Consider the following 19,130-nt stretch of genomic DNA (forward strand, 5'->3'; position numbering starts at 1 on the left):
ATACCCAACGGCCGGGACCTCCCACGAGGTCCCGGCCGCCCCTGCGTCTACAGCCGCCACACCTCGCCGGCGCGCAGCGCCACCCGGTCGCCCGCGGGCCGATCCGGTTCGGCGACCCACACCTCGGTGTCGGCCGCGGCCTCCAGCTCCAGCCGCTCCAATTGCCCCTCGCGCCAGCTCAAGCGCTTGACGGTGACCGCCCCGCGGCAGCGCAGCCCCGACACCTCGCCGTCCGGCCAGGCCGCCGGCAGGGACGGCAGCGGCTCGATCAGCGGCACCCCCTCGAAGACCCGGTGCGACTGCACCAGCATCTCGGCGACCGCGGCCGTGGTGCCGAAGTTCCCGTCGATCTGGAACGGCGGGTGCGCGCACAGCAGCGAGGCGTACACCCCGCCGTCCGCGTACGTCGCCTCCGCGTCCCTGCGGCGGAAGCCCACCGGCGTGAGGAACTCGCCCAGCAGCCGGTGCGCGCGGTCCCCGTCGCGCAGCCGCGCCCACAGCGCGGTCTTCCACGCCAGCGACCAGCCGGTGCCCGCGTCGCCGCGGACCTCCAGGGACCGCTCCGCGGCCTCGAGCAGCTCCGGCGAACCGGTCAGCGAATCACCGGGGAAGACCCCGTACAGGTGCGAGACGTGCCGGTGGTCGACCTCGGCCTCCTCGCGCTCGACCGCCCACTCCAAGATCCGGCCGTCCGAGCCGATCCTCACCTCCGACAGACGCGGCAGCGCCTCCTTGACCTCGCTGACGACGGCCAGTTCGGGACCGTGGACGGTCTCGGCGACCACATCGGCGGCCTCCAGGACGAACTCGAACAGCTCGCGCACCAGCGTCGCGTCCATGGCGGTGGTCTCGTCGGCAGCCGCGGTGCCCTCGGGCGTGACGAACTGGTTCTCCGGGCTCGTGGCCGGGCTGGTCACCAGGCGCCCGTCCGAGCCCTCCGAGAGCCGGTCGAGCACGAAACGGGCCGCGCCCAGCACGATCGGGAAGCGGTCGGCCAGGAACTCCTCGTCGCGGGAGAACCGCCAGTGCTCGGCCAGGTGCATGCACAGCCACACCCCGCCCATCGGCCAGTTCTGCCACTGCGTCTCGAAGTCGCACGGCGTGGTCAGCCGCCAGAAGTCGGTGTTGTGGTGGCAGCACCAGCCGCGCGCCCCGTAGAGGGCCCGGGCGGTCTCGACCCCGGACTCGGCCAGGTCGGACACCAGGTCGAACAGCGGCTCGCCGAACTCCGGCATCCCGCAGGTCTCGGCCGGCCAGTAGTTCATCTCGACGTTGATGTTGGTGGTGTAGTCGCAGCTCCACGGCGGCTGGACCTGGTCGTTCCAGATCCCCTGGAGGTTCGCCGGCTGCGTGCCCGGACGCGAGGACGCCGCCAGCAGGTAGCGGCCGAACTGGAAGGCCAGCACCGGCAGGTGCTCGTCGCCCTCCCCGGCCGCGCGCCGGTGCAGCCGCTCGTCGAGCGTCCCCTCCGGGGCCCGGCCGAGCCGCAGGTCCACCCGGTCCATGACCTCGCGGTGGGAGGCGACGTGCTCGTCCCGGATCGCCTCCCAGCCGGCCTCGGCCGCCCGGTCCGATTCGCGCTCCACATCCTCGGCCAGGCCGTCGAGGCCGGCACCGGAGCGCATCGCCACGAAGACGGTGACCTCGCGGCAGCCGGAGAAGCGGTGCCCGTCCCCGGACCGGGCCAGGTCGCCGTCGCAGCGCAGCCGGGCCCGCATCGCCAGGGCCCGCACGCCCTCGGTCGTGGAGTAGTCCGGCTCGTCGATCGGGTTGCTCCGCGAGGGCAGCCCCGCCGGGGCGTGCCCGGTGAGGGCCAGCTCCTCGGCTCCCGCCCGGAGGGCGCCGCCCTCGTGCGGCCAGTCGAAGGCCAACGTCAGAGCGAACGGGTCGGCCGCGCTCCACCGCAGCGCGATCACCCCGTAGCGGACCGAGACCACCGCTTCCATGGTGACCGGACCGCGGCGGACGGCCGCGGTGCCGTCGCGCAGGTCCAGTTCGCCGGAGACGAAGTCGTCGTCGCCGGTGTGGGAGAAACGCAGCGTCCCGGCAGGCTGGTACGCCTTGGTGCTCTCGCCCTGCATGGCCCGCAGCATCCGGTCGGCCGCGTGCAGCTCGCCGCGCCGTATCGCCTCGGCCGCTTCGGCGGCGACGGCGCCGACACCCTGGGGGACCTGCCAGTCGCCCGTGCCCGCCCAGAACCCGTCCTCGTTCAGGCCGATCTCTCGGTCGCCGATCATCGCGCCGACGCGCCCGTTGCCCAACGGCATCCCCTCGTGCCAGGCCCGCGGGGGGCGGCGGGAGACCAGTTTCAGCTCTTCCGACATGCGTCCAGGATTCCATCCGGGGCGCCCCGGGCACGGCGGACCCGACCGTTACCCGATCGCAATGCAACTTCGCCGCCGGCTCGCGCGTTGAGGTACTGCCCGAAGACGAATCCGGCTCGTTCGTCGCTCAGATCCCAGAAGACGGAGTAGCAAGCAAGTGGAACTCAAGCAACACTTCACCAGGCTCGGCGCCCTGGCCGCGGCAGGAGCGGTCGGCACTGCGGCGGCTCTTGCCTTCGCGACTTCGGCGCAAGCTGCCGCCCAGACCATCGAGATCAACGACGGCAACGTCCCCACCACGGCCGGAGGCTACGAAGACCAGTCTTGCGACCAGGTTCCCGGCGGTCCGCTGGACGGCCAGGACGGCTGGGTGTTCGTCCTCCCGGCGTCGGCCGGAGCCGAAGGCAACTTCATTTCGGTCACCGCCACGTTCACCGACGGAGACGGCGCGGAGCAGATCCTCACCACCGATGGCGTCGACGGCGATGTGGTCGACGGCCAAGGCGACAACAAGGCCTACATCATCACCCCGGCCGGCTGGGAGCTCATCCACGCCGAAGCCGAAGTCGAGGACCCGAACGAAGGCGCCTTCTTCAATCTGACCCACGCCTGCCCGGGCGAGGAGCCCGACGACCAGACCACGCCTCCGGGCGACGAGACCACCACACCGGGCGAGGAGACCACCTCCCCCGGCGGTGACGAGACCAGCCCCGGCGAGACCTCGACCTCCCCGGCCGGCGGCGACACGCTGCCGACCACCGGTGCTCCGCTGACGATCGCGCTGGTCACGGCCGCCGCGCTCGCCGCCGCGGGCGCCGCGGTCTTCGTCCTGATGCACCGCCGCCGGGCCGCTCAAGACTGGTAGCCCCACCGGGTCCCGGCCGTTATCTAAACGTTATGCAACCGCTAGAAGCGCTCCCGCGTTTAGCAGTTGTCCCGAGCCGGGACCCGACGACTACCGCCCGCTGCTTGACGGTGCGGTCCTCGCCGCGCCCCTGGAATCCTGCCACCGGGGGCGCGGCCCCGACGCCCCGGAACCGTCCCCCTTGGTTCCGGGGCGTCATACTGCGCACACCCCGCGCCCGCCTTCCTTCGCCATTCCGCCTCCGGCACGGTAAATTACCCGCAGGTTCAGCGCCGAATCCGAACCCTTGAGTCCGCGAGGTGCCAGCTGCCCGGCATCCGAGCACCGTATCCATGGAGATGCCCACCACATGGCAACTGAAGAAAAAGCCCGACCCGCCGCGGGCGCCTTCGACCGGTTCTTCCACCTCAGTGAGAACCGCACCACCTGGAAACGCGAGATCCTCGCGGGCACCACCACGTTCCTGGCGATGGCCTACATCCTGGCGGTCAACCCGATCATCCTCGGCGACGCCGGTATGCCCGCCGGCGGCGTCTTCGCGGCCACCGCCGTCGCCGCCGCCACCGGATGCCTGGTCATGGGCCTGTGGGCGCGGTACCCGATCGCCCAGGCCCCCGGCATGGGCCTCAACGCCTTCTTCGCCTACACCGTCGTGCTCACCATGGGCATCGACTGGCAGGTCGCCCTCGCCGGCACCTTCATCTCCGGCGCGCTGTTCTTCGTCCTGGCCGTCACCGGCGTCCGCGAGATGATCGTCAACGCCATCCCCAACCAGATGAAACTCGCCACCGGCGCCGGCATCGGCCTGTTCATCGCCTTCATCGGCCTCCAGAAAGCCGGCATCGTCACAGACGACACGGCCACCCTGGTCACCCTCGGCGACTTCCGCTCAGGCCCCACCCTCCTGGCCCTGTTCGGCCTGGTCGCGACCGTCGTCTTCCTCGTCCTCGGCTGGAAGGGCGCGGTCTTCTACGGATTGATCGCCACCACCGCGCTCGGCGTCGCCACCGGCGTCACCAACGAGGCCGCCGACCTGACCCCCGACTTCGCCTCCACGTTCGGCCAGGGCATCACGCACCTGCCCGAGGCATTCACCGGCCAGATGATCGTGGTCATCCTGACCATGCTCTTCGTCGACTTCTTCGACACCTCCGGCACCCTGTTCGCCGTCGCCGGACAGGCCGGAATGCTCAAGGACGGGAAACTGCCGCGCGCCGGACGCGCCATGGCCTCCGACTCGATCGCCACGATGGCCGGGGCCGTGTTCGGCACCTCGACGACCACCTCCTACATCGAGTCGTCCTCCGGTGTGGCCGTGGGCGGCCGGACGGGCCTGACCGCGGTGACCACCGGGGCGTGGTTCCTGATCTCCCTGGTGGCCTTCCCCGTGGTGGCCATCGTCGCCGGCACCGACGCGATCATCGCCCCGGCCCTGATCGTGGTCGGCGTGCTCATGGCCAAGCAGCTCGGCGGCATCGAATGGGACCGGCTCGAGTTCGCCGTCCCGGCGTTCCTGACCCTCGTCGCGATGCCGCTGACCTATTCGATCGCCAACGGCATCGCCCTGGGCCTGGTGTTCTACCCCCTGGTCATGATCACCAAGGGACGCTGGCGGGAAGTCCACCCGATCATGTACGGGCTGCTTCTGGTCTTCGTCGGCTACTTCTTCTTCCTCCACTAGCGGCCGAGGCCGGGCCGGCGCCACCGCGCCGGCCCGGCCCGTTCACCTCCGGCGGCCGGGCGAGGCGAGCCGGGCCCGCGAATCGCGGGCATGCAGCTGCCCGCACGCGGCGTCGACGTCTGCACCGCCCTGCCTGCGCCGCATCGCCCGCACGCCCCGATCCCGCAGGCCGCGCACGAACGCGCGCGTCCGCTCCTCGGTCGGGGACCGGAAACGCGGGTCGGCGCCGAAGGCCCGGTTGTACGGGATGACGCTGACCGGCACCAGGTCGGGGCGCGGCCGCTCGGCCACCAGGCGGGCCAGCGCCTCGACGTGCCCGCGGGTGTCGTTGACGCCGTCGATGAGCGCGTACGCCAGGAACACCCGCCGTCCCGAGGCGGCCACGTGCCGGTCGACCACGGCCAGGTTCTCGCCGAGGCTGAACCGCCGCTCCAACGGCACCAGTTCGGCGCGCTGGTCGGGGAACGGCGAATGCACCGACAAGGTGATCGTCACCTCCGGGTGCTCGGCGACCAGCCGGGCCAGGTTCGGGGCGAACCCGACTGTGGAGACGGTGATCCGCCGCGGCGACAGGCCCCCGATCGCCGGGTCGGCCAGCATGCCGAGGCCCGCGAACAGGTGCGGGTTGGCCAGGGCCTCGCCCATGCCCATGAACGCGATGCTGCGCACCGGCGGCGCCCCGGGCCCGCGCCAGCGTCCGTCGAAGACCTGCCCGAGGATCTCGTCGGCGGTCAGGTTGCGCTCCAGACCCATCGCGCCGGTGGCGCAGAAGGTGCAGCCCAGCCCGCAACCGGCCTGGGAGGACACGCACAGCGAGGCCCAGCCGTCCCGGTAGCGGGCCCGGACGGTCTCGAACCGGACTGATCCGGTCGTCTCGAACAGGACCTTGTCGACCGCTTCGCCGCCGGACGCGGCGACCGGTTCGAGCCCGAACAGGGACGGGCCGAGCTCGTCGGCCAGCCTGCGCCGCAGGCCGGCCGGCAGCTGGTGCATGTGCTCGAAGCGGGTGCGTCCGCGCTCGCGGACGCCGTGGAGGATCGCGGTCAGCCGCCAGGGCGGCTCACCGGACTGCTCGATGAGGCGGGCGACCGCCTCGATGCGGGTGCCGGGCGGAGGGTTGGCCAGGCCGACCGGGCTCCGGCGCCTGCGGGCCGGGGCGGGGTTCTCGGGTGCTCGACCGCGATGTTGTCGACGCGTCAATGTTCTGTCCTTCCAGGTGGTTCGTTGCGGTGAAATATGCAGCGACCGGAAGGATCGATGGAGTCGTCTGAGGCGCGCGGGGCACGGCCGTGCCGAAGGGCGGACGGCGAGCGTGCCCGGGTTGCGTCAGAGCGTGGCCGAAACGGCGCGAAGGAAGGCAGGGCTGCCTAGAGTGCCGGGCCCGCGGCCCGGAGCCGAACGCGTCCGCACAGCCGGATCCACCGATCCGAACGGTGGCTCAGGCTCTAGACGCTTCAATGCCCGCCATGGCGACGACGATAGCACCGGGCCGCCTCGCCGTCCGACTCCGCCGGGGTCTGACAGGGATGGCCGGGAGCGCGCGCTCGCGGCCATCCCTGTCAGACCTTCGAACTACTCTTTCAACAAGGGGGCCCTCAGGGACCACCTGCTTCGGCGTTCCTAGGCGGCCCGGCGCAGCGCCTCGGTGAGCTTGAGGCGCGAACCGGTGTAGAGCACACTGCGGCTGTAGAGCTTGGCGCCCAGGGCCAGCGCCCCGGCGGCCGCGGCCAGCAGCAGCGCGATCGCCACGGCGATCTCCCAGAACGGCACCGGTTCGATCGCCATGCGGGTCGGCATCGCGATCGCCGAGAACGGCGGCACGATCGACAGCACCTGCGCGAACGTGGTGCCCGGGGCGTTCAGCAGGAAGATCGACCCGACGTAGCTGAGCGTCAGCGACATCACCAGCGGGGTGAGCACCGACCCGGCGTCCTCCTGCCTCGAGACCAGCGAGCCCACGCCGCCGGCGAGCGTGCCGAACAGCGCGAACGCGATCAGCCACCACCCGATGGAGGACAGCGCGGCCGAGGTCGTGCCCTCGGGCAGGTCCGGCAGCAGCCCGGTCGCCGCCGCCACGCCCAGGCCGACCGCGACGATCGCGACCAGGTTCACCAGCGCGACCGCGCCCAGGCCGACGACCTTGCCGCCCAGCAACTGCCACGGCTTGAGGCTGGTCAGCAGGATCTCGACGATCCGGCTCGACTTCTCCTCGACCACGCCCATCGCGATGTACTGCACCGGCATCATCAGCATCATGAACATCAGGATCGAGATGATCAGGCCCGTGAAGTAGCCGATCACGGAGTCCGACTCGCTGTCGGAGAGGTTGACCGTCTCCAACGGCCGGGTCGTCAGCGCCTGTTGGATCTCGGTGTCGCTCAGCCCGGCGTCGGACAGGTTGCCGTGGACCGCGGCGGCCTGCCAGGCCGATTCGAGCACCGTCTGCAGCTCGGTGCCGACCCGCCCGTCGACGTAGAGGTCGCCGTCGGCCACCGCGGCCTCGACGTCGCCGTCCTCGACGGCCTGCTCGGCATCGGCGGCCGAGTCGAAGACGGTTACCTCGTAGCCGCCGATCGCCTCGAGCTGCCCCTCCATGGTGGAGGCGGCGGCACCGGCCAGGCCGACCTCGGTGTCCGAGTCGCCGCCGTCGAGGATGGTCGGCAGCGCCGCCAGCACACCGGCTATGACGACGGTGATGGCCAGGCTGATGAGATTGGACTTGGAGAGCCCGCGCACGCGGATCTCGCGGCCGGCCACCAGGAGCAGGCCGCGCATTCTCGAACTCTCAGGGGACCGGGCGCTCATTGGGCGACCGCCTCTCGGAAGATCTCGGCGATGGTCGGCTGGTCGTAGGCGAAGTGGGCGACGCGCCCGGCGCTCATGGCGACGTGGAGCACCGCCTGGTCGTCGGCGTCCTCGACCAGGTAGTCGTCGCCGTCGCGGGTGACTGTCCCCGGCAGGTCGGCGATCAGGTCCCGCGGGGCGTCGACCCGGACGCGCAGCCGCTTGGTCTCGCGGGCCTTGAGCTCCTCCACGCCTCCGGCGGCGATGACCGTACCGGCGGCGATGATCACCACCGAGTCGCAGAGCCGCTCGATCAGGTCGAGCTGGTGGCTGGAGAAGATCACCGGCACGCCCCGGGCGGCGCGCTCCTTGAGCGCGGTGCCCATGACGTCGACGGCGATCGGGTCGAGCCCTGAGAACGGCTCGTCGAGGACCATCGCCTCGGGGTCGTGCACGAGCGAGACGGCCAACTGGACGCGCTGCTGGTTGCCCAGCGACAGGTCCTGGACGTGGTCGCCGGCCCGGTCGGTCAGGGCCAGCTGCTCCAGCAGCTCGCCGGTGGCGCGCTTGGCCGCGGCGCGGTCCATGCCGTGCAGCTCTCCGAAGTAGGCGATCTGCTCGGCGACCTTCATCTTCGGGTACAGGCCCCGCTCCTCGGGCATGTAGCCGAAGCGGTTGCGCTGGGCGGCACCGAGGGGCGAGCCCTGGTAGAGGACCTCGCCGGAGTCGGAGGCGAGGACGCCCATCGCGATGCGCATCGTGGTCGTCTTGCCCGCGCCGTTGGCGCCGACGAACCCCACCACCTCGCCCGGTTGAGCAGACAGGGACACCCCGTCGAGGGCGACCTTGTCTCCGAACCGTTTGCGGAGCTCCTTGATTTCAAGCATGTGTTCACCCTAAAGCGGGAACCGGTCGCGCACGTCCCCCGCCCGGATGATCAGGGGACCGACCGGATCCTTCGCGGGTACGACTCACGTCTCGTCCGGGTCGGCGCGGTGGCCGGGGGCCGAGACCGGACCGGTCGCATTCCGTGATCGAACTGTGAGCGAACCCGGCTGGTAAGCGCTTGACAGGTTACTTATCACACTGATAGAAAAGTAGCTCACAACACAAACCGGCCGCTCAAACACCCGCAAGTGCCCGCGGGCGAGCGGCCGTTCACTATCCGACCCCAGACCCTGAGAAGAGACGACCATGAAACGACGACTGATCCTCGCCGCCGGATCGGCGGTGGTGCCCCTGAGCGCCTGCGGCGTCCTCGGAGGCGACGACGGCTCCGACGACGACACCCTGCGCTTCTGGCTCTCCGGCGACGCCAACCAAGGCGGCGGCTTCCAGCACATGGCCGACAAGTACGAAGAGGAGACGGGGATCAAAGTCGAGATCGACGACGTCCCCTACGACGACTTCAACACCCGGCTGCGCAACGCCGCCCAGGCCGACGGACTGCCCGACCTGGCCCGCGTCACCGCGATCGACCCGATCTGGATGAACCAGCTCCAAGACCTCTCCGGGATCGCCTCCGAACACGGCATCATGGACAACCTCCTGGTCGAGAACGCCGACGGCGAAATCCCCACCCTGCCGACCGACCTCACCGCCGTCGGACTGTTCATCAACAAGAGCCTGTTCGACTCCGCCGGCGTGGCCTACCCGACCAGCCCCGACCAGATCTGGACCTGGGACGAATTCATCGACGCCCTCAGGCAGGTCCAAGACGACACCGGAGCCCGCTACGGCCTGGTCATGGACGGCTCCTCCCACCGCCTGCGCGCCATGATGTACCAGTTCGGCAGCGACGGCTACCTCCTCGACGACGACTGCGCGTACACCACCGACGAGGCGGCCACCACCGCCGCCATGGAACTCTTCCACGACATCAACGACGACCAGGTCATGCCCCGCTCGGTGTGGGTCTCCGGCGACGACCCGAACGCCCTGTTCAAGAGCGGCCAGGTCGCCGCCTACTACTCCGGCTCCTGGCAGGTCGCCGACTTCCAGGAGAACATCGCCGACTTCGAATGGGCCTCGGTCTACATGCCCGCCCAAGAACGCCGCGCCACCAACCTCGGCGGCGGCCTCATGGTCGTCTACAAAGGATCCAAGGCCGAACGGGCATACGACTTCGTCAACTGGCTCTACACCCCCGAGAACTACACCGAGATCTCCGAAGTCTCCGGCTTCCTGCCCGTGATGACGGGCCTCGACATCGACTACGGCGACTCCCAGACGAGCTTCGACCTCTACAACGACGAGATCGCCGCCTCCGATCCCATCTCGGGCCACCAGATCACCTCCCAGCTCGAGATGGTCTACGCCGAGCAGACCCAGTCCTCCGACAGCGACCCCATCGCCGACGAGGCCAAGAAGCTCGCCAACGACGAACAGGACGTCCCCGCGACGATCCAGAACACCCTCGACCTGCTCAACGAAGCCACCAGCTGCGAGTAAACCTTGACCGTCACCACCGCCGCGAACGACGAGCGCCGCACCGAGCCCCCCGCCCCGAGGCGGCGCGGTGCGGCCTCCAGGCGAGTCCAGTACCGCGCCGCACCGCTCATCCTCGGCGGCACCAGCATCGTCCTGTTCCTCGTATTCTTCGTCTGGCCCGGCAGCCTGGGCCTGATCTACTCCTTCACCGACTACACCGGCATCGGCGACTTCCAATTCGTCGGCACCGAAAACTACGAGAAACTCTTCAGCGACCCCACCTTCTACCAGGCCCTGACCCGCACCCTCCTGTTCGCCGCACTCAGCGTCCCGCTGATGTACGTCGTCTCCCTGACCATCGCCACACTCCTGGTCAGCAACTACACCAAAGGCAAGACCGCCGCCAAGATCATCTTCTTCTTCCCGTGGCTGATCTCCCCGATCGTCGCCGGCGTCATCTGGCGGTGGATGTTCGGCGAAAGCTTCGGCTTCGTCAACTACGTCATCACCACACTCGGCGCCGACCCCCTCGCCTGGCAGACCGACGCCGACCTCGCCCTCATGGTCGTCGTCATGGCCGCCACCTGGGGCGGGACCGCATTCAACATGCTGCTGTTCATCGCCGCGCTCAAGAACGTCCCGCGCTCCTACTACGAGGCCGCCGAAATCGACGGCGCGGGCGGCTGGCAGCGGTTCCGCCACATCACCCTCCCGTCGATCGCGCCGACCTCCTTCATGGTCGTCCTCCTCTCCTCCCTCGGCGCGATGAAGGAGTTCGCAATGGTCCAATCCCTCAACGGCGGCGGACCCGGGACCTCCAACACGTTCCTCATCCAGTACATCTACGAGACCGGCTTCGAACGGGCCGACATCGGCTACGCCAGCGCCGTCTCCATGATCCTGCTGGTCATCCTGATGTCCATCGCGCTGCTCCAGCTGTGGATCAACCGGAGGCGAACCGCATGAGCGCCCTGACCAAGACGCGCCCGGGCGCGGCGGCCCCCAAGTCCCGCAGAGCCCGCAAGATCCAGAACTCCGCCAGCATCGTCCCCATGTCCACCTTCATGTGGGCCCTGGCCGCGCTGTACGCGTTCCCGCTGGTGTGGTTCCTGCTCAGCTCCTTCAAACCCGGCAGCGAACTGTTCCGGTACCCGCTGACGATCCTGCCCGAGAACCCCACCGTCGCCGGATTCGAGCAGGCATGGGACCGGTTCGACTTCCTCCTGTACTTCTCCAACACCCTGATCGTGGCCGTCTCCACCACCGTCCTGACCGTCATCGCCAGCGCCATGACCGGCTACGCGCTGGCGAAATACCAGCAGTACCGGTGGGTGAAGATCTTCTTCATCTGCATCCTGGCCACCACCATGCTGCCCACCGAGGTGATCCTGTCGCCGACGTTCATCGTCATCCGCGACCTCGGCCTCTACAACTCCCTGGCCGGCCTGGTCGTGCCCTCGATCCTCACCGCCACCGGCGTGTTCATGTTCCGGCAGTACTTCGTGTCCATCCCCGACGACATCATCGAGGCCGCCCGCATCGACGGCGCCCGCGAAGTCGGCATCTTCTTCCGGATCATGCTGCCGATGTCCAGGCCGATCATCATGACCCTGGCCATCTTCTCGTTCCAATGGCGCTGGAACGACTACATCTGGCCGCTCATCGTCGTCGGCGACGAAAGCAAGTTCACCCTCCAGATCGCGCTGCGCAGCATCGTCGGGGCCGAGAACATCGACTGGCCCCTCCTGCTGGCCGCGTCCGCGATGTCCCTGCTGCCGCTGATCCTGCTGTTCGTGGTCTTCCAGCGGTACGTCATGAACGAGGATCTCAATGCCGGACTCAAGGACTGACCGACGATTCACCGCGCTGGTCACCGAAGCGGCGGACGACCGAGCCGACCAGGTGCTCGACGGCATCGAGGAGCTGACCGCCCCCGCGGTGCACCACCGCACGGTCATGGCCGCGGCCAAGGCGCTCATCGCCTGCCGCGGCCACGAGCGGTCGAGGCACCACGGCTCGATCGAGGCCGCCTCGGGCGCGCTGCGGCTGATCGACCACCTGGCCTCCATGCAAGGGGCCGACGGCCTCTTCGACGGCGAGAACCTCGCCTCCCCGCCCGACACGGCCTTCACGATCAACGACCTGTGCGACGCCTACGGCCTCCTCGAACAGTCCGGGGAGTCCGCGGCGGCCGCGAAGCGGCTCGAGCGGATAGCGGCATCCGCCAAAGAGTCCCTGCTGCGCGGCGGCGTCCACACCCCCAACCACCGCTGGGAACTGAGCGCCGCCCTGGCCCGCATGCACCGGCACTGGCCCGACCAGCGCCTGGTGGAACGGGTCGACCAATGGCTGGCCGAGGGCATCGACATCGCCCCCGACGGCATGTACTCCGAACGCAGCGCCAACTACGCGCTGCACGTCTCCAACCCGTCCCTGACCGCCATCGGCACCGCACTCGACCGCCCCGAACTGCTCGACGACGTCGTCCGCAACCTGGAAGCGATCGCCGCGACGACCCTGCCCGACGGCACCGTCGAAACCGTCCACTCCAGGCGGCAGGACCAGCGCGGCACGATCGACCTGGCCGGATTCCTCATGCAGTTCCGGCGCTTCGCGATCCGGCGCGACCGCGGCGACTTCGCCGGAATCGTCGCCGAGATCCTGACCGGGCCCCTGGCCGACCCGACCGGCGCCCTCACCGAGATCCTGCTCGAACCGGCCCTGGCCGCACCCCTGCCGCCGCCCGAACCGCGGAAGCCGGTACGCAGGCTGTTCCCGTCCGCGGGCCTGGCCGTGGCGCGCGAGGACCGCTTCTACGCCTGCGTCTACGGCGGCTCGGACTACGCCGAACACGGCCGCATCCGCTCCGGCCTGGCGACCAACCCGACCTTCCTGCGGCTGGCCGGGGGAGCGGCCGTACTCGAATCGGCCCGACTTACCAGGGACTTCTTCGGCCTCGGCCCGTTCCGCGCCGACGGCCTGACCGAAGAGGACGGTGCGTACACGCTGCGCGAACGGGTGAGCGCGGCCTACTACCAGCCGCTGGGGCCCGAACACCGCCGCGCCGACGGCCGCTACGCGCTGACCGACGAGGGCCGCTTCTCGGCCGCGATGGACTTCGACCACCGCCCGACCACGGAGGTCGCGCTCGACACCGAGCTGCGGATCGAACTGGGCCGCCACTCGGCCCGGATCGAATGCGAATCCGACGGCCGCGTCAGCCAGGCGATCGAACTGACCTTCCGCCCCGGCGGCCGCCTGGCCGACGACGGCCGCTCCTACCGCCACGGCGGCGACGCGATCGAGATCGATACCTCCGGTTCCGAACCCCGCCCGGCCGGCCCCGGCGCCTACCATCCGGGTGAGGACTACACGCACCTGTCCGGGACCGACGCAGTCGACGGGCCCAAGGTCCGCATTCCACTGAGCCCGAGCGGGCGTACCGTGGTGACGCTGCGTCATACAGAACGGAGAGAACGTGACTGAGCGGCGGACCGCCACCACCAACATGGTCTCGCAGGTCAACCTCGCGGCGATCACCGAGACCCTGCTGGAGCGGGGTCCGCTGTCCCGCAAGCAGATCGGCGAGTTCACCGGCCTCAGTCCCGCCACCGTCAACCGGCTCACCGCCCAACTCCTCGAACACGGGGTCATCGTCCGCGCCGGGCTCGAACCGTCCGACGGCGGACGGCCCTCCCACCTGCTGCGCTACGCCGGCGAGACCAGGCTCGCCGGGGCCGTGAAAGTCAACGCCACCACCGTGACCGGCATCCTCATGGACCTCACCGGGCGAATCCTCCACCGCCGCACCGCCGAAACCGGCCCTCGAGGCGAAGACCGCCTCGAAGCCTGCCTGGCCGCGGCCGAGGAACTCCCGGCCGAGGCCGCACGACGCGGCAAACCGTTCCTGGCCCTCGGCGCATCGATCCCCGGCTTCGTCCGGGCTACCGACGGCGCGGTCCTGCAGGCCGCCGAACTCGGATGGAACGACATCCCGCTCGGCCGCCTCATGGCCGACCGCCTGAACGCGCCGGTCCTCGTCGAGAACGACGCCAACGCGATCGCCTACGCCGAATGGGCCCGAGGCGCCGGCCAGGGCAGCAAGACCTTGGCCGCCATCGAACTGGGCGCCGGCATAGGCGCCGGAATCGTCTCCGAAGGCCGCCTCCACCGCGGCGCCCGCTCAGTGGCCGGAGAAATCGGATTCCTGCTGACCGGCAGATCCTCACTGTCGCTCGAATTCGGTGACGTGGGCGACCTCGAATCCCAACTGGGCGCGCGCACCCTCGAAGACCGCGCCGCCCGCTGCGGATGGACCCTCGAGTCCGGCCCGGTGTGCCCCTGGATCATCCGCCAGGCCCGCACCGAGCCCGAAGCGGCCGTGAAGCAACTGGCCCACGACCTGTTCGACATGGTGGCGCTGGGGATCGCTGCTCTGTCCAGTGTGCTCGATCCGGACCTGGTGGTGCTGTGCGGCGGACTGAGTGCCGAACCGGATTTCGTCCACGGGCAATTGAACGAGCGCCTGACCGGCAGGGTGCCGCTGCTGCCGCGGCTCGCGACGACCGCGCTCGGTGATGACGCCGCGTTGGTCGGCGCGGCCGAGTTGGCGGTGCGGCATTCGCAAGGGTTCGCCTACGCACCGGGCTGATCCGATGATCGTGAGGGTGCGGGCGGGCGGCTGGGTGCCGCCCGCCCGCGATCTACCCGCGGGTCCCTCGCAGGAGCCGCGCGCGGGGCGCCCCGCGCGCGGACTTGTGATGGTGGCTCCCGGGACATCTCCTCCGTCCTCGCCACCGATCCTGCGAGAGGGCAATTCAGCTCGTGTGCCAGGACCGAACCAACTTGCCGTTTTTTCCATATGACATTGACACGCACCACGCAAGCCCGCAAGAGAAACTTCTGCGCCTGTGGATAACTGGTGAGGTCCACTCGCGACTGTGGATCGGCCTGTGGACAACTTGCGGCTGCGGGGAGGAGAAGGTAATCTGCGCGGCCGGTCAGCAGTCGAATTCGAAGCTCACTGCCGGTCCGGAGGCGATGAATCCGAAGACCTCGCGGCTCTGGCCCGCCTCTATTCGGCCGTTCCAGCCCGCGTCCGAGGCGTTCACAGTCGAACCCGACTGCGACCACTCCGCATTCCACAAGCTGCTGATCTGCTGGCTTCCCGGCCAGTCCCAGCTCACGTCCCAGCCGTCGATGGCCTGGCTGCCCGCGGTCAGCGTGACGCTCCCCTGCCAGCCCGAGCCCCAGTCGTTGGCCACGTCGACTCGGCCCCGGCACTCGCCGCTGCCGTCATCGTCGCCGTTCTGGTCGGTCACGAAGGTGGTGATGCTCTGTCCGGGCAGGGTGGCGGTGAACGAGCCGTCGGCGAGGTCGATCGGGGCCTGGGGTTGGAGGTTCTGGTTCGCGTCGGTCAGCCAGGGGCGCACGATGGAGGCGGTGGAGTCCTGGATGGTGAACGGCAGGTTCGCCGACGAGGACCCCTTGTTGACCGCGACGATGGTGATCGCGGTGTCCTCACCCTGGTAGGCCGAGGTGTAGACGTTCGACAGCGGGTTGGCGGTCGCGGCGATTCGGACGGCTCCGGGGCGGATGAACTTGGAGAAGTGGGCCATGTTCGCTCCGCGCTTGCTGATCTGCCCGTCCTCGCGCATCGGGCCGTAGTAGCGGCGGATGTACCACCACACATAAGCCTGGAACTGGCCGTCGACCAGCGCGCGGTGGAGGTGCTCGCCCACATCGAGCGCCTGGGGCCACAGGTCGGCGTCGTCGCTTGAGTTGGGGTGGTAGACCTCGGTCATCCACAGCTCTTTGCCGCCGCCGTTCTGCTCGAACAGCGGGTAGTCGAAGTCGGAGAACTGGGTGCCGTAGAGGTGGGCCCCGAGGATGTCGAGGTTGGCCAGCGCGGCCGGGTCGTTGAGTATCGGGTCGGAGATGTTCTTGCGGTACTGGAACGATTCGGGTGCGATGACCCTGGTGTTGATCGATCCGGCGTTCTCGCGCATGAACCGGAGCATCTCCTCGGGCGTCCACCACGTCCAGTCGTGCGCGTAGTCGGGCTCGTTCTGCACCGAGATGCCGTACAGGTTGACCGCGTTGTCGGCCATGTGGTCGGTGAAGTCGTTGAGGTGCCGGGCGTAGGCGTCGTACTGGTCGTACCGGAGCCGCCGGTCGCCGCCGACGGTTTCGACCATGCCGTCGGGGGGATTCCACGGCGAGGCGATGACCTTGGCGCCCAGCTCTCCGGCTCGCTGGGCCGTGGCCACCTCGCCGCTCCAGCGGGAGGGGTCCTCGTGGACGGGCAGGCGCAGGATCGAGAAGCCCAGTTGGCCGTCGTCGTTGCCGAAGGCGGTCTCGCGTTGGGCGGCGGTGAGGTCGCCGATCCAGACGGTGTGGTTCATGCCCCCGAAGCCCTGGATCGTCTGCCGCCGCGCTCCCGGATCGACGACCACACCCGACTGCGCCGACGCCGGCGCGGCGACCGCGATGGCGGGCAGCGCGCTCAGTGCCAGGAAGGACCGCCGACTGAGCGCCCCTCTGCCGGTCGCCTTGGGCTCGTTCCGTTGTGGCGTCATGGTCTCGCTTGCCCTTCCTGTCGAGTGCCGGTCGTACAGGGATCGGAACGCCCGAAAACGCTGCGTGACGTTCAGGAGCTCTCCGGTGGATTCACGAAAGTCAGTCAACGGGAACTATAGACATCTATCAATACATAGTCAACTTTTCGATACGCTGAGCCGACTCGTGGATCCGCCCCCTGCCCTCGGTTTTCAGGGCAGAGGGCGGGCATCGATCGGTGGTGCCTTTGGCCGTGTTCGCGGACGGCCGAGCGGCGGTCGACCCGGTCGGCTGCGGCTTGAGGCGGTCGGTCCGGGCTCGCCTCGGGGCGTGCCACGGTCTCAGGGGCGGCGGGAGTTCAGGCCGCCGTGGGCGCGCTGAGGTCAGTGGTCGTGAGGGCCGTTCGTTGCCGTATGCGTCATGCGGGCGGCTTGGCCTCGCCTCAGGCGTGCGGGTCGAATTTGTATCCCAGGCCGCGGACGGTGACCAGGTGGCGCGGCTTGCCCGGCTCCGGCTCGATCTTGGAGCGCAGCCGCTTGACGTGGACGTCGAGGGTCTTGGTGTCGCCGACGTAGTTGGCCCCCCAGACCCGGTCGATGAGCTGGCCGCGGGTCAGCACGCGCCCGGCGTTGCGCAGGAGCATCTCGAGCAGCTCGAACTCTTTGAGCGGGAGCTGGACGTCGCCGCCGCCGACGGTCACGGTGTGCCGGTCGACGTCCATGCGCACCGGGCCGGCCTCCAGCACGGTGACGATCGGGTCGTCGGGCTCGGCCGAGCGGCGCAGGACCGCGCGGATGCGGGCCACGAGCTCGCGCGAGGAGTAGGGCTTGGTGATGTAGTCGTCGGCCCCCAGTTCGAGGCCCACCACCTTGTCGACCTCGGAGTCGCGGGCGGTCACCATGATGATCGGGACGCCTGAGTTGGCCCGCAGCTCCCGGCAGACCTCGGTCCCGGACTTCTCGGGCAGCATGAGGTCGAGCAGGACCACGTCGGCTCCGGCGCGCTCGTACTCCTTGAGAGCGGCGTTGCCGTCGGCGGCGACGGCCACTTCGAACCCTTCCTTGCGGAGCATGTAGGACAGGGCGTCGGAGAACGACTCCTCGTCTTCAACTACGAGAACGCGGGTCACGGATCAACCTTCCCTAGCACACGGCGTCTTCGGCTGCCTCGATTTCATCCGAGCCCGGTGCCCTGGTGTCGGACGGAATGGAACGAGCAGGCAACATCAAGGTAAACACTGATCCAGATTCGGGCATACTAGTCACTTCTACGCGTCCGCCATGATTCACCGCGACATGTTTGACGATAGCCAATCCCAGGCCGGTCCCGCCGGTGGCCCGGGAACGGGCCGCGTCCACCCGGTAGAACCGCTCGAAGATTCGGTCCAGTTCCTCTGGGGGGATACCGATCCCCTCGTCTCGGACGCCGATGCAGACCGTCAGCGAGCGGGCCACCGGGCCGTTCGGTTTGCACACGGAAGTGGACACCTCGACGGTCGTGTCCTCAGGTGAATACGCGATGGCGTTGCCGACGAGGTTCTTGACGGCGGTCACGAGTTGGGACTCGGTGCCGAGCACCTCCAGGCCCGTCACGCCGGTGGACTTGAGCACGATGCCGTGCTCCTCGGCGGCGATGCGGGTCTGGTCGAACGCCTCGGCGACGATCCGGTCGACCGAGACCGGCTCGGGGTCGGGCAGTTTCTCGGCCCCTTGAAGCCGGGAGAGCTCCAGCAGGTCGGTGACCAGGTGGTTCATGCGCGCCGACTCGTCCTGGATGCGGTCGGCGAAGCGGGCGGAGGCGTCCGGGTCCTCGGCGGCGTCCTTGAGGGCCTCGGCCAGGATCTGCATCGCCCCGACCGGGGTCTTGAGCTCGTGGCTGATATTGGCCACGAAGTCGCGCCTGACCCGTTCGACGCGGTGCAGCTCGGAGATGTCCTGGAGTTCGACCACGGCCACGCCCTCGGGCAGGGGGGTGATGCGGGCCCGGACGGCGGTCGGCTCGCCTACGGCCGGGCTCGGGACCTCCAGTTCGGCGTCGCGGAAGCGGCCCGAGCGGCGGGCCTGCGCCAGCAGGGCGCGCAGGGTCAGCGAGGTGATCTCGGTGTCGTCGACCAGGCCGAGCGCACGCGAGGCGGCGTTGGAGTACAGGACCCGGTTGGCGTCGTCGACCAGGCACACGCCGGTGCGCAGCAGGTCGATCGCGGCCGCCCAGGGGCGGCGGTCCGGGGCCAGCGGAGTGGGGCGGGCGGGGTCGCGGCGGCCTCGGGCGAGCGCGAACGCGGCGGAGGCGCCGAACGCGGCGCCCGCGGCGATCCCCGCGAGCGCGCGGCCGGCGGCGAGCGCCAGCCTCGGGCGGACGGAAGCGGTGTCTTTCTTCGGCACGTCTCCAGCGTAAGCGCGGAATGACCCGCCGTCGAGCGGAGAGGCAATCCGGCGAAGCTTGCGAGCCGGACATGAGCACGGGGGCGAAGCTTGCGAGCCGGACATGA

Annotated in this window: 14 protein-coding genes; 7 read left to right on the forward strand and 7 right to left on the reverse strand. The window is 69.5% G+C overall.

The window, feature by feature from the left end; genetic code table 11:
• Positions 1-47: 47 nt before the first annotated feature.
• On the reverse strand, positions 48-2,324 hold the full coding sequence (locus JFB92_RS11850; protein WP_199038448.1) for a glycosyl hydrolase family 95 catalytic domain-containing protein: 2,277 nt from the start codon (positions 2,322-2,324) through the stop codon (positions 48-50).
• 157 nt (positions 2,325-2,481) lie between these two features.
• Between JFB92_RS11850 and JFB92_RS26590 the strand changes: the two genes are divergently transcribed.
• Together JFB92_RS26590 and JFB92_RS11860 are read left to right on the forward strand one after the other, a co-directional pair.
• Positions 2,482-3,189: a hypothetical protein gene (locus tag JFB92_RS26590; RefSeq protein WP_199038451.1), complete on the forward strand. Its 708-nt coding sequence runs from the start codon at positions 2,482-2,484 to the stop codon at positions 3,187-3,189.
• Between the two features lie 349 nt (positions 3,190-3,538).
• On the forward strand, positions 3,539-4,870 hold the full coding sequence (locus JFB92_RS11860) for an NCS2 family permease (RefSeq protein ID WP_199038454.1): 1,332 nt from the start codon (positions 3,539-3,541) through the stop codon (positions 4,868-4,870).
• Between the two features lie 42 nt (positions 4,871-4,912).
• On the opposite strand, the gene JFB92_RS11865 is transcribed toward JFB92_RS11860, so the two are convergent.
• The 3 genes from JFB92_RS11865 to JFB92_RS11875 all read right to left on the reverse strand — a co-directional run bounded on the left by JFB92_RS11865 (position 4,913) and on the right by JFB92_RS11875 (position 8,541).
• On the reverse strand, positions 4,913-6,070 hold the full coding sequence (locus tag JFB92_RS11865; protein WP_199038457.1) for a radical SAM protein: 1,158 nt from the start codon (positions 6,068-6,070) through the stop codon (positions 4,913-4,915).
• Between the two features lie 420 nt (positions 6,071-6,490).
• Positions 6,491-7,645, reverse strand: coding sequence for an ABC transporter permease (locus JFB92_RS11870; RefSeq protein ID WP_199038460.1), 1,155 nt, complete (start codon positions 7,643-7,645; stop codon positions 6,491-6,493).
• 26 nt (positions 7,646-7,671) lie between these two features.
• A complete protein-coding gene (locus JFB92_RS11875) occupies positions 7,672-8,541 on the reverse strand; it encodes an ABC transporter ATP-binding protein (protein ID WP_199038463.1) in 870 nt (289 codons plus the stop codon).
• A gap of 307 nt (positions 8,542-8,848) precedes the next feature.
• On the opposite strand from JFB92_RS11875, the gene JFB92_RS11880 reads away from it, so the two are divergent.
• From JFB92_RS11880 to JFB92_RS11900, 5 genes are all read left to right on the forward strand, one after another.
• Positions 8,849-10,105: an ABC transporter substrate-binding protein gene (locus tag JFB92_RS11880; protein ID WP_199038467.1), complete on the forward strand. Its 1,257-nt coding sequence runs from the start codon at positions 8,849-8,851 to the stop codon at positions 10,103-10,105.
• Between the two features lie 3 nt (positions 10,106-10,108).
• On the forward strand, positions 10,109-11,050 hold the full coding sequence (locus tag JFB92_RS11885; RefSeq protein ID WP_199038470.1) for a carbohydrate ABC transporter permease: 942 nt from the start codon (positions 10,109-10,111) through the stop codon (positions 11,048-11,050).
• Between the two features lie 86 nt (positions 11,051-11,136).
• On the forward strand, positions 11,137-11,934 hold the full coding sequence (locus JFB92_RS11890; protein ID WP_372451627.1) for a carbohydrate ABC transporter permease: 798 nt from the start codon (positions 11,137-11,139) through the stop codon (positions 11,932-11,934).
• Positions 11,915-13,570 (forward strand): hypothetical protein, encoded by a 1,656-nt coding sequence (locus JFB92_RS11895; protein WP_199038476.1) that lies wholly within the window; start codon positions 11,915-11,917, stop codon positions 13,568-13,570. The genes JFB92_RS11890 and JFB92_RS11895 overlap by 20 nt, the downstream gene beginning before the upstream one ends.
• On the forward strand, positions 13,563-14,735 hold the full coding sequence (locus JFB92_RS11900; protein WP_199038479.1) for an ROK family transcriptional regulator: 1,173 nt from the start codon (positions 13,563-13,565) through the stop codon (positions 14,733-14,735). Before JFB92_RS11895 ends, JFB92_RS11900 begins: the two co-directional genes overlap by 8 nt.
• A 349-nt stretch (positions 14,736-15,084) precedes the next feature.
• On the opposite strand, the gene xynC is transcribed toward JFB92_RS11900, so the two are convergent.
• From xynC to JFB92_RS26155, 3 genes are all read right to left on the reverse strand, one after another.
• Positions 15,085-16,662, reverse strand: coding sequence for a glucuronoarabinoxylan endo-1,4-beta-xylanase XynC (gene xynC / locus JFB92_RS11905; protein ID WP_199038482.1), 1,578 nt, complete (start codon positions 16,660-16,662; stop codon positions 15,085-15,087).
• Between the two features lie 422 nt (positions 16,663-17,084).
• Positions 17,085-17,771: a response regulator gene (locus JFB92_RS26595; protein WP_199038486.1), complete on the reverse strand. Its 687-nt coding sequence runs from the start codon at positions 17,769-17,771 to the stop codon at positions 17,085-17,087.
• A gap of 13 nt (positions 17,772-17,784) precedes the next feature.
• Positions 17,785-19,023 (reverse strand): sensor histidine kinase, encoded by a 1,239-nt coding sequence (locus JFB92_RS26155; protein ID WP_199038489.1) that lies wholly within the window; start codon positions 19,021-19,023, stop codon positions 17,785-17,787.
• Positions 19,024-19,130 lie beyond the last annotated feature (107 nt).

This window comes from Glycomyces salinus, assembly GCF_016428645.1.
GTDB lineage: Bacteria > Actinomycetota > Actinomycetes > Mycobacteriales > Micromonosporaceae > Glycomyces > Glycomyces salinus.

Excerpts from the sequence above, each read along its gene's own strand:
- JFB92_RS11850 (WP_199038448.1), bottom strand. The coding sequence starts at position 2,324 with ATGTCGGAAGAGCTGAAACTGGTCTCCCGCCGCCCCCCGCGGGCCTGG.
- JFB92_RS11860 (WP_199038454.1), top strand. The coding sequence starts at position 3,539 with ATGGCAACTGAAGAAAAAGCCCGACCCGCCGCGGGCGCCTTCGACCGG.
- JFB92_RS11870 (WP_199038460.1), bottom strand. The coding sequence starts at position 7,645 with ATGCGCGGCCTGCTCCTGGTGGCCGGCCGCGAGATCCGCGTGCGCGGG.
- JFB92_RS11875 (WP_199038463.1), bottom strand. The coding sequence starts at position 8,541 with ATGCTTGAAATCAAGGAGCTCCGCAAACGGTTCGGAGACAAGGTCGCC.
- JFB92_RS11880 (WP_199038467.1), top strand. The coding sequence starts at position 8,849 with ATGAAACGACGACTGATCCTCGCCGCCGGATCGGCGGTGGTGCCCCTG.
- JFB92_RS11890 (WP_372451627.1), top strand. The coding sequence starts at position 11,137 with ATGTCCACCTTCATGTGGGCCCTGGCCGCGCTGTACGCGTTCCCGCTG.
- JFB92_RS11895 (WP_199038476.1), top strand. The coding sequence starts at position 11,915 with ATGCCGGACTCAAGGACTGACCGACGATTCACCGCGCTGGTCACCGAA.
- xynC (WP_199038482.1), bottom strand. The coding sequence starts at position 16,662 with ATGACGCCACAACGGAACGAGCCCAAGGCGACCGGCAGAGGGGCGCTC.